This is a genomic window from Micromonospora sp. NPDC049060 (genome assembly GCF_040649055.1).
Lineage (GTDB): Bacteria > Actinomycetota > Actinomycetes > Mycobacteriales > Micromonosporaceae > Micromonospora > Micromonospora reichwaldensis.
In genome coordinates, this window is sequence record NZ_JBEZEV010000141.1 from 1 (window position 1) to 10,654 (window position 10,654).

Here is a 10,654-nt window from a genome sequence, read left to right on the forward strand (position 1 = left end):
ACTGCGCGAGGATCCGCCGCGCCGAGGCGTCCAGCAGCCTGGTGCCGTCCCACGTCACGCCCAGGCGCTGCCCCGGCGACCGGCGGTGGAATCAGCAGGCGACGCCGTTGAGCTTCACCGCGCCCGGCGCGGCGGACGGACCGTTGGCGGTGAAGCCGACGGTCACCGAGGCGCCCGGCGCCAGCGCGCCCGCCCAGGTCGGCGCCGCTGCGGTCACCGTGGTGCCGGACTGGGTCACCGTGGCGTTCCAGCCGCTGGCCAGGCTCACTCCGGCCGGCCAGGTCCAGGTGACCTGCCACGGGTTGACCGTCGCGGTGCCGGTGTTCGTCACCGTCAGCTCCCCCTGGAAGCCGCCCTGCCACGCGTTGACCTGCCGGTACGCGCCCGTGCAACCCCCGGTCGGCGGAGGCGGCGACGAGGTCGGCGTCGCCGTCGGCGTGCCGGTGGGGCCGCCCCCGCCGCCCACCGGCGCGATCAGGTACGGCTGGAGGATGGCCTGCTTGGTGGTGTTGATGTTCGTCCAGTCGTCGAGCGCGATGCCCCCGGTGTCACCGGAGTTCGGGTTCCACGACCAGTAGGTGAAGGACATTCCGTCGACCCCGGTGCCGGTGTAGGCCATCAGCTTCTCCAGCCACACCTTGTCCCGGGGGTCGGCCAGGGTGCTGCCGAACTCGCCCATCATGATCGGCGCGATGTTCTGCTTGTAGAGGTAACCCCAGTACTTGTCCCAGATGCCCGGCAGGTTCGCCGGGAAGTCGGGGGACTTGAACCAGTTCTGCTCGAAGACCGATGTGGCGTACTCGTGCGGCGAGTAGACCAGCCGGTTCGGCACGTCGAGCCGGACCGGGAAGTCCTTGGCCTTCGTCAGGTTGCCGCCCCACCAGCCGCAGTCCTCGTCGTTGCTCGGATCGTTGTCCCAGACGTTGGAGAGGCCACCGCTGGGGCAGCTCACGCCCTCCACGAAGATCAGCCAGTTCGGCTGCACCGACAGGATCGCGTTGCCGGCCCGCTCGGCGGCCAGCCGCCAGTCCCGCGCCGGATCGCCGCAGCCCCAGCACGCGCCGGTGGCCGCCGGGTTGGTCCCCTCGGCGTGCGGCTCGTTGTGCAGGTCCGCCCCGATCACCGTGGTGTTGCCGGCGTACCGCTGGGCGAGCATCTTCCAGTCGTTGATCCAGGTCGCCTCGGAGACCGTCGAGGTGTACCAGAGCGCGGACTGGCCGGCGGAGGTCGGCCGGTGCCGGTCGAGGATGACCCGCATCCCCTTGCCGCCGGCGTAATTGATCACCTTGTCGAGGATCTGCAACGGGGAGAGCCCGACCAGGTCCGGGTTGACGAAGTCGTTGATGCCGCTGGCCGTCGCGCCCGGCTTCAGCGCGTCGTTCGAGTACGGCACGCGCAGCGTGTTGTAGCCGAGGCTGGCCATCTTGTCGATCTGTCCCCGCCACGGGTTCGTGGACCACAGCCCGTGGAAGGTCTTGTTGTCGGTCTCCATGCCGAACCAGTTGATGCCGGTGATGCGTACCGTCGCGCCGGTGCTGTCGACGATCTTGTTGCCGTTGGTGTGCAGGTAGCCGGTCCCGGTGCCGGCGGGGGCGGCGACGGCCGGGGCGGTGCTGACGGCGGCGGCGACGAGGACGCCGGCCGCGGCGGTGGCGAGCGCGGTGATCGCGCCGCCGAGGGCGCTGCGTCGGTGCATGCGAGCTCCACTTCGAACTGCCCGCCGCCGCCACCGGCGGCGCGGGCGGGGACCGGGCGACGGCCGTCACGCTCCCTCAGGGAGTACGCGGACAGGGCGCGACGGAACGTGCCACGTGGAATGCGGCCGCTCGCGGTACCACCGGCGTCCCCCGACGACGCGGTGTGCGCCGCCGGTGCCCTCGCGCCGGTGCCGGACCTGGCTCCGCCGCTCATTCTGATCAGCCCGCCTCGATGCGTCAACCGTCGCGTGCCCGGCCCGGGCGGCTGCGGGCGGACAGGCGGAAGCCCCCGGTCCGTGGCGGATCGGGGGCTTCCGTGGTGGCTCGGTCCGAGGTGGCTCGGGGCCCGCCGGGGTGGGGCGTTCCGGCTCAGCCGGCCTGCTCGGCGAGCTGGAGGAACTGCCGCTTCGAGGCCAGGGCCTGCTCGGCCTCCTTGACCCGCCGGGCGTCTCCGGCCGCCTGGGCCCGGGCCAGCCGCTCCTCGGCCTCGGCGACCTGCGCGCGCATCTGGGCGAGCAGGGGGTTGTCCTCCTTGGTGGTACGCCGCCACGCGGAGTCCATCACCTCGCGGACCTTCTCGTCGATCGCGCGCAGCCGGCGCTCCAGCCCGGCCGCCGCCTCGCGGGGCACCCGGCCGGCCTCGTGCCACTGGGCCTGGATCTCGCGCAGCTTGGCCTGCGCGCCCTTCGGGTCGCCGTCGACGTCCAGCGCCTCGGCCTCGGCGAGCAGCGCCTGCTTGCGCTCCAGGTTGCCCCGCTGCTCGTTGTCGCGGGCGGAGAAGACCTCGCTGCGCCGGGTGAAGAACTCGTCCTGCGCGCCCCGGAACCGTTCCCAGAGCTTCTGCTCGGCCTCCTTGGAAGCCCGGGGAGCGGCCTTCCACTGGTTCATCAGGTCCTTGAGCTGGTTGGCGGTGGCCGCCCAGTCGGTGGAGTCCTTGAGCTTCTCGGCCTCGGCGACCAGCTCCTCCTTGACCGTCTGCGCCTGCTTGCGCTGCGAGTCGAGGGAGGCGAAGTGGGCGCCCCGGCGGCGGGTGAAGCCGTCACGCGCGGCGGCGAAGCGCTTCCACAGCTCGCCGTCGGCCTTCTTGTCGACCCCGCGGATGGTCTTCCACTCGTCGAGGATCTCCTTGAGCCGGTCCCCGGCGGTCTTCCAGCCGGTCGACTCGGCGGCCAGCTTCTCCGCCTCCTCCACGAGGGCCTGCTTGCGCGCGAGCGCCTCGCCGCGGGCGGCCTCGCGGGCGGCCTTGGCCTCGCCGGCCTTCTCCTCGGCGACCGTGGCGAGCCGGTCCAGCCGGGCGGCCAGCGCGTCGATGTCGCCGACGACGTGCGCCTCGGCCAGCGACGCGCGGATCCGCCGGATGGTGGTCAGTGAATGGCCGGCGTCGGCGGCACCCGAGTTGAGCCGGGCCTCCGTCAGGTTGACCTCGGTCACCAGGTCGTCGAAGCGGCGGGCGAAGTGGGCCAGCCCCTCCTCGGGCGCTCCCGCCTGCCAGGATCCGACCACCCGCTCGCCGTCGGCGGTCTTGACGTACACGGTGCCGTCCGCGTCCACCCGTCCGAAGGCAGTCCAGTCGCTCATGTGCCCATCCTCGTTCTCCCGGCGTCGGGGAGCAGTCCCGCGATCGCCGCCACGGCGCAGCAAAGTTTCCCCCGGCATTGTCACAGGTACGACCCCGTTCCCGTCGAGCGCCTATCGCCGACCGTGACCATACGGTGTCCTAGCGCCCGCGGACAGGCTCCCTGGGAGGAGTGTCGGAATCCGGCGTACGACGTGCCGGACGGGCGGGCGCCCTCGTCGGCGTGGCGACCCCGGCCACGCTGGCGGCCCCCGGCGGGGCGACCCCGGCCACGCAGGCGGCTCCCGGCGGGACCGGCCGGCAGCGGCGGCTCGAAGAGCCCGGGTGCGGGGCACCTGACGCCGTCGTGCCGATACCGTTGCCGGGTGCCCCTGGTCGCCGCTGCCGTCTGCCCCCACCCGCCGCTGATCGTCCCCGAGCTGGCCGGTGCCGCCGCACCCGAGCTGGACGAGCTCCGCGCCGCCTGCGACGCCGTCGTCGCCGGGCTGCTCGCCGCCGGCCCCGAGGTGATCGTCCTGGTCGGCGGCGGGCCGGAGACCACCCGCTTCAACGCGGCCGACCACGGCTCGCTGCGCCGGTACGGCCTCGACCGGGCCGTGCGGCTGTGGAAGGTGAACTGCGCCGGCGGCGAGCGGCTGCCGCTGAGCCTGACCATCGGCGCGTGGCTGGTCGGTCGCTCCCGCACCGAGCTGCCCCGGCTGGCCCGCTCCGTCGCGTCCGACGCCTCCCCGGCGGAGTGCGCCGAGCTGGGGGCGGCGCTCGGCGCGGCGACGGAGCCGCGTACCGCGCTGCTCGTGATGGGGGACGGGTCGGCCTGCCGGGGCCCGAAGTCGCCCGGCTACGACGACCCGCGCGCCGAGGCGTACGACGACGGGGTGGCCCGCGCCCTGGCCGACGCGGACGCCGAGGCGCTGCTCGACCTGGACCCGGTCCTGTCGGCGGAGCTGAGGGCCGCCGGCCGGGCGCCCTGGCAGGTGCTGGCCGGCGCGGTCCGGGCGACGGGCGGCGACTGGCGCGGCGAGCTGCGCCACCACTCGGCGCCGTACGGCGTCGCCTACCTCGTGTCGTCCTGGACGCCGGCGTGACCACCCGTCCACCGGCCGGGACGGTCGTCGCCGTGGTCGGGCCGACGGCGGCCGGCAAGTCGGCGCTGAGCATCGCCCTCGCGCACGCCCTCGACGGCGAGGTGGTCAACGCCGACTCGATGCAGCTCTACCGGGGCATGGACGTCGGCACCGCCAAGCTCACCCCGGCCGAGCGCGAGGGGGTGCCGCACCACCTGCTGGACATCTGGGACGTCACCGAGCCGGCGAGCGTCGCCGAGTACCAGCGGCTGGCCCGCGCCGCCGTCGACGACGTCCTGGCCCGGGGCCGGGTGCCGCTGCTGGTCGGCGGCTCCGGCCTCTACGTGCGGGCGGTGCTGGAGCGCTTCGAGTTCCCCGGCACCGACCCGGCGGTGCGTGAGCGGCTGGAACGGGAGCTGACCGAGGCCGGCCCCGCGCCCCTGTACGCCCGGCTGCGCGAGGCCGACCCGGCCGCCGCGGCGGGGATCCTGCCCGGCAACGGCCGGCGGATCGTGCGCGCCCTGGAGGTCATCGAGCTGACCGGGGCGCCGTTCACCGCCGCGCTGCCCGAACCGACCCCGTACTACCCCTCGGTGCAGCTCGGCGTGGACCTGGACACCGCGCTGCTGGACGAGCGGATCGCCCTGCGGGTGGACCGGATGTGGGCCGACGGGCTGGTCGCCGAGACCCGGGACCTGGTGGGGCGCGGCCTGCCCGAGGGACGTACGGCCAGCCGCGCGCTCGGCTACCAGCAGGTGCTGCGCTTCCTCGCCGGGGAGCTGACCGAGGCCGAGGCGCACGACGAGACCGTCCGGGCCACCCGGCGCTTCGTCCGGCGGCAGCGGTCCTGGTTCCGCCGCGACCCGCGGATCCACTGGCTGGACTCGTCGGCGCCGGAGCTGGTTCCGGCCGCCCTGCGCCTGCTCCCCGCCGCTGCGCGATGATGGGGGCGTGCAGTTCACCAAGGGCCACGGCACCGGCAACGACTTCGTCATCCTCCCCGACCCGGACAACCGGCTCGACCTGACACCGGGGCTGGTCGCGGCCCTCTGCGACCGGCGGCGCGGCCTCGGCGGCGACGGCGTGCTGCGGGTGGTCCGGGCAGCCGCCCACCCGGAGGGCGCCGGGCTGGCCGGCGAGGCCGAGTGGTTCATGGACTACTGGAACGCCGACGGGTCGTTCGCGGAGATGTGCGGCAACGGCGCCCGGGTCTTCGTCCGCTACCTGGTCGCCGGCGGGCTGGCCGAGCCGGCGGAAGGCGCGCTGCCGGTGGCCACCCGGGCCGGCGTCGTGCGCGCGCTGGTCACGGCCGACGCCATCGCCGTCGAGATGCGGCGCCCCCGGCTGTACGACACCGCGACCGCCACCCTCGGCGGGCTGACCCTGCCCGGCACGGCCGTGGACGTGGGCAACCCGCACCTGGTCTGCGCGCTGCCGGCCGGGCTGGAGCTGACCGCGCTCGACCTCACCCGGGCCCCCGACGTCGACCCGGCGGTCTTCCCCGCCGGGGTGAACGTGGAGTTCACGGCCCCCGGCGAGCCCGTCGACGACACCGACGGCCACGTGCTCATGCGCGTGTACGAGCGCGGCTCCGCCGAGACCCTCTCCTGCGGTACGGGCGCCTGCGCGGTGGCCGCGGTGGCCCTGCGCGACGCCGGCCGGGACACCGGCGTGCTGGCGGTGGACGTCCCCGGCGGACGCCTCTCGGTCACGGTGACGGAGGACTCCTGCTGGCTGGCCGGCCCGGCCACCCTGGTAGCCACCGGCACCCTGGACCCCACCACCCTGACGATCCCCTGACCCGCCCGGCCCTGACCCGGTCGTTCGTCAGGGGGTGGCGCTGGCTTCGGCGGCGATCTCGGGGAGGTCGGCGGGGCCCGGGTCGGCGGCGGGGGCGGGGGCCGGGTTCTGGGCGGCGGCGCGGACCGCCGCGGCGACCGCCGGGGAGACCCGGGAGTCGAAGACGCTGGGCACGATCACCGTCGGGTTGATCTTGTCCTCGCCGACCACGTCCGCGATGGCCCGGGCCGCCGCGATCGCCATCTCCTCGGTGAACTCCTCGGCGTGCGCGTCCAGCATGCCCCGGAAGACACCCGGGAAGGCGAGCACGTTGTTGATCTGGTTCGGCTGGTCGGAGCGGCCGGTGGCGACCACGGCGGCGTACTTGCGCGCCTCGCGCGGGTCGACCTCCGGGTCCGGATTGGCGAGCGCGAAGACGATCGAGTCCTTGGCCATCGTGGCGATGTCGTCGCCGGTGAGCAGGTTCGGCGCGCTCACCCCGATGAAGACGTCCGCGCCGCGTACCGCCCCGGCCAGGTCGCCGGAGTAGTTCTCCTTGTTGGTGTTCTCGGCCAGCCACTGCCAGGCCGGGTTGAGCCCGCTCTGGCCGCGGTGCAGGGCGCCCTGCCGGTCGTACGCGATGATGTCGCCGACGCCCTGGCGCAGCAGCAGCTTCATGATCGCGGTGCCGGCCGCGCCGGCGCCGGAGACCACGACCCGGACGTCCGCGAGCTGCTTGCCCACGACGCGCAGCGCGTTGGTCAGCGCGGCCAGCACGCAGATCGCGGTGCCGTGCTGGTCGTCGTGGAAGACCGGGATGTCCAGCGCCTCGCGCAGCCGCGCCTCGATCTCGAAGCAGCGCGGCGCGGCGATGTCCTCCAGGTTGATCCCGCCGTACGCCGGGGCGATCGCCTTGACGATCTGCACGATCTCGTCGGTGTCCTGGGTGTCGAGCACCACCGGCCAGGCGTCCACCCCGCCGAAGCGCTTGAACAGCGCGGCCTTGCCCTCCATCACGGGCAGCGACGCCGCCGGCCCGAGATTGCCGAGGCCCAGCACGGCGGAGCCGTCGCTGACCACGGCCACGGTGTTGCGCTTGATGGTCAGCCGGCGGGCGTCGGCCGGGTTCTCCGCGATCGCCATGCAGACCCGCGCCACCCCCGGGGTGTACGCCCGGGACAGCTCGTCGCGGTTGCGCAGCGCCACCTTCGAGCTGACCTCGATCTTGCCGCCGAGGTGCAGGAGGAAGGTCCGGTCGGAGACCTTGCGCACGTCCACGCCGTCCAGGGCCGTCAACGCGTCGACCACCTGGTCGGCGTGGCTGGCGTCGGCGGTGTCGCAGGTCAGGTCGACGAGCACGTGGGTCGGGTCGGAGTCCACCACGTCGAGCGCGGTGACGATCGCCCCGGCCTCACCCACGGAGGTGGTCAGCCGGCCGATCGAGGACGCGTCCGCCGGCACGGCGATCCGAATCGTGATCGAGAATCCGGCACTTGGAAGTCGGGTGATGGCCACGGGGTCCCTCCGTCGACGCTGAACGGCTGCCCCGCATTTCTACTCGCCCCGGCGGGCCCCTCCGGCATCCGCCCCCACTTTTGTGGCCCGTTCGAGCGGGCATATAGCGGGTGCGTTCCGCGTTGGCACATGTCAGGATTGCTCGGTACGTGACAGAACGGACAGGAGACCGGCTTGCACAACCAGGAGACCCTTCTTCCCTACGAGGACGACGAGCTCGACACCACCACCGGTGAGTTCGAGCTGTCGGAGCGGCAGGCGCTGCGGCGGGTCCCCGGCCTCTCCACCGAGCTCGCCGACATCACCGAGGTCGAATACCGCCAGCTGCGCCTGGAGCGCGTGGTCCTCGTCGGCGTCTGGACCGAGGGCTCGCAGAGCGACGCCGAGAACTCCCTCACCGAGCTGGCCGCGCTGGCGGAGACCGCCGGCTCGCAGGTGCTCGAGGGGCTGATCCAGCGGCGCAACCGCCCCGACCCCGCCACCTACGTCGGCCGGGGCAAGGTCGACGACCTCGGCTCGGTGGTGCTCTCCACCGGCGCCGACACGGTGATCTGCGACGGTGAGCTGTCACCGTCGCAGCTGCGCAACCTGGAGCAGCGCACCAAGGTCAAGGTGGTCGACCGCACCGCGCTGATCCTCGACATCTTCGCCCAGCACGCCAAGAGCAAGGAGGGCAAGGCGCAGGTCGAGCTGGCCCAGCTCGAATACCTGCTGCCGCGCCTGCGCGGTTGGGGTGAGACCCTCTCGCGGCAGACCGGTGGTAGCGGTCGCGGCGGCGGCGCCGGCGGCGGCGTGGGTCTGCGCGGCCCCGGTGAGACGAAGCTGGAGACCGACCGGCGCCGGATCCGCCACCGCATCGCCCGGCTGCGCCGGGAGATCAAGGGCATGAAGACGGTACGCCAGACCAAGCGCGCCAGGCGTTCCCGCAACGCCGTACCGGCCGTGGCGATCGCCGGCTACACCAACGCCGGCAAGTCCAGCCTGCTCAACCGGTTGACCGGGGCGGGCGTGCTGGTGGAGAACGCCCTCTTCGCCACCCTCGACCCGACCACCCGCAAGGCCACCACGGCCGACGGGCGGCTCTACACCCTCTCCGACACGGTGGGGTTCGTCCGGCACCTGCCGCACCAGATCGTCGAGGCGTTCCGCTCGACCCTGGAGGAGGTCGCCGAGGCCGACCTGGTGGTGCACGTCGTCGACGGCACCCACCCGGATCCGGAGGAGCAGGTCCGGGCGGTCCACGAGGTGCTCTCCGAGGTGGGCGCCGACCGGCTGCCCGAGCTGCTGGTGGTCAACAAGACCGACGCGGCCGACGAGGAGACGCTGCTGCGGCTCAAGCGGCTCTGGCCGGAGGCGGTCTTCGTCTCCGCGCACACCGGTCGCGGGATCGACGGGCTGCGCGAGGCGGTCGAGGCGCGGCTGCCCCGCCCGGCCGTGGAAATCCGCGCGGTGCTGCCGTACGACCGGGGCGACCTGGTGGCCCGCGTGCACCGTCAGGGCGAGGTGCTGAGCACCTCCCACCTGCCGGAGGGCACCCTGGTGCACGTGCGGGTCGGTGAGGCGCTCGCCGCCGAGTTGGCGCCGTTCCGGGCGGACGAGGACCAGGCGGTCGCGGGCGCCCGGTGACGCCCTCCCGGCGTCACGCGTCGGAAACGCCCGGCATGCGACACTGATTCAATGCGCCGCGCTGTTTCTTCGGTCACGGTCGCCCTCGGCTTGCTGGGGGCGACCGTGGCGTGTACCGGAGTCGCCCTGGCGGCGGCGCCCGCCTCGGCCGCGTCCCCACTCGCGGCAGCTCCCGGCAAGAAACGGTGCACGGTCACCGACGAACGGCTGCGGGAGCTGTCGGGCCTGGTGGCCACCAAGAGCGGCTACATCGTCATCAACGACGGCACCGACGTGGAGAGCCGCAAGCGGGTCTTCTTCCTCGACACCAAGTGCGGGATCGCGAAGGAGCCGGTCCGCTACTCGGGTCAGGGGCCGTTCGACACCGAGGACCTGGCGCTCTCCCCGGACGGCACGACGATCTGGATCGCCGACACCGGTGACAACGTCACCAGCCGGGAGCGTCGCGAGCGGGTGGCGCTGTGGAGCATGCCGGTCAACGGGTCGAAGCGGCCGCAGCTGCATCGCCTCTCCTACCCGGAGGGCAAACCGCACGACGCCGAGGCGCTGCTGATCGGCGACGACGGCAACCCGTTGATCATCACCAAGGTGATGTCCGGCAAGGCCCAGATCTTCACCCCCGCCGAGAAGATGAAGAGCGGGGACACCCCGGCCGTACCGATGAAGAAGGTCGGCGAGATCAGCCTGCCGGAGACGGACACGGACAACCGGCTCGGCGCCCCCGGCCGCGTCGCGATCACCGGCGCGGCCCGGTCCCCCGACGGCTCCCGGGTGGTGGTGCGCACCTACGCCGACGCCTTCGAGTACGACGTGACCGATGGCAACGTCGTGGCGGCCCTGACCGGCGGCAAGCCCCGGGTGACGGCGCTCGCCGACCCGTTCGGTGAGGCGATCACCTACAGCCCCGACGGCAAGACCTTCCTGACCGTTTCCGACGGCGGCCAGCTCGACGAGGACGCGCCGATCGACATCCTCGGCTACACGCCCTCCTCGGAGGGCGCGAAGCCGGTGGCCGGCGGTGGCGGCGCGCCGAAGAAGGCCGACCAGTCCTGGATCGACGGCCTGAGCCTGAGCGACATCACGTACCTGATCGCGGCCGTGGGGGTGATCGGCGCGCTGATGGTGGCGGCGGGTGTCTTCGGCATCCTCCGGTCCCGGCGCAAGCCGGTGCCTCCCCGCGACGACGACGGTGCCGACCGCGACGACGTCCCCGCCGACGACCGGCGTGGGCCGGCGGACGACGGCTTCCTGCCGCCGGGCGACCGGGGCCGGAGCGGCGTCTACGGCGGTGCTCCGGCGGCCGGGGTCTACGGCGGCCCGGCCGGTGGGCGCGGCGGTGGCGCGCCCGGCCGCGCGGGGGCCCGGGCCCCCCCCCCCGCGGGCGGGGGGGGGTAAGG

Annotated in this window: 7 protein-coding genes and 1 pseudogene; 5 read left to right on the forward strand and 3 right to left on the reverse strand. The window is 73.7% G+C overall.

Features of this window, described 5'->3' with window-relative positions; translation table 11 throughout:
* Nucleotides 1-91: 91 nt before the first annotated feature.
* Nucleotides 92-1,696: a cellulase family glycosylhydrolase gene (locus AB0B83_RS29275; RefSeq protein WP_357580874.1), complete on the reverse strand. Its 1,605-nt coding sequence runs from the start codon at nt 1,694-1,696 to the stop codon at nt 92-94.
* Nucleotides 1,697-2,066: 370 nt separating this feature from the next.
* Nucleotides 2,067-3,275: a DUF349 domain-containing protein gene (locus AB0B83_RS29280; RefSeq protein WP_357580875.1), complete on the reverse strand. Its 1,209-nt coding sequence runs from the start codon at nt 3,273-3,275 to the stop codon at nt 2,067-2,069.
* Between the two features lie 363 nt (nt 3,276-3,638).
* Between AB0B83_RS29280 and AB0B83_RS29285 the strand changes: the two genes are divergently transcribed.
* From AB0B83_RS29285 to dapF, 3 genes are read left to right on the forward strand one after another with little or no spacing between them, the layout of a single operon-like run.
* Nucleotides 3,639-4,358, forward strand: a complete 720-nt coding sequence (locus AB0B83_RS29285) for a hypothetical protein (RefSeq protein WP_357580876.1) — start codon at nt 3,639-3,641, stop codon at nt 4,356-4,358.
* The gene (gene miaA / locus AB0B83_RS29290; protein ID WP_357580877.1) at nt 4,355-5,281 is read left to right on the forward strand and encodes a tRNA (adenosine(37)-N6)-dimethylallyltransferase MiaA; all 927 of its coding nucleotides are present in this window, start codon (nt 4,355-4,357) and stop codon (nt 5,279-5,281) included. Before AB0B83_RS29285 ends, miaA begins: the two co-directional genes overlap by 4 nt.
* Nucleotides 5,282-5,288: 7 nt before the next feature.
* Complete coding sequence (gene dapF, locus AB0B83_RS29295) at nt 5,289-6,137, forward strand: diaminopimelate epimerase (RefSeq protein WP_357580878.1); 849 nt, start codon at nt 5,289-5,291, stop codon at nt 6,135-6,137.
* Between the two features lie 27 nt (nt 6,138-6,164).
* On the opposite strand, the gene AB0B83_RS29300 is transcribed toward dapF, so the two are convergent.
* Nucleotides 6,165-7,631 (reverse strand): NAD-dependent malic enzyme, encoded by a 1,467-nt coding sequence (locus AB0B83_RS29300; RefSeq protein WP_089001418.1) that lies wholly within the window; start codon nt 7,629-7,631, stop codon nt 6,165-6,167.
* A gap of 174 nt (nt 7,632-7,805) precedes the next feature.
* Between AB0B83_RS29300 and hflX the strand changes: the two genes are divergently transcribed.
* Both hflX and AB0B83_RS29310 read left to right on the forward strand, forming a co-directional pair.
* Complete coding sequence (gene hflX / locus AB0B83_RS29305) at nt 7,806-9,257, forward strand: GTPase HflX (protein WP_357580879.1); 1,452 nt, start codon at nt 7,806-7,808, stop codon at nt 9,255-9,257.
* 51 nt (nt 9,258-9,308) lie between these two features.
* Nucleotides 9,309-10,574 (forward strand): annotated as a pseudogene (locus tag AB0B83_RS29310) (hypothetical protein); the annotation flags it as partial.
* Between the last annotated feature and the right edge of the window lie 80 nt (nt 10,575-10,654).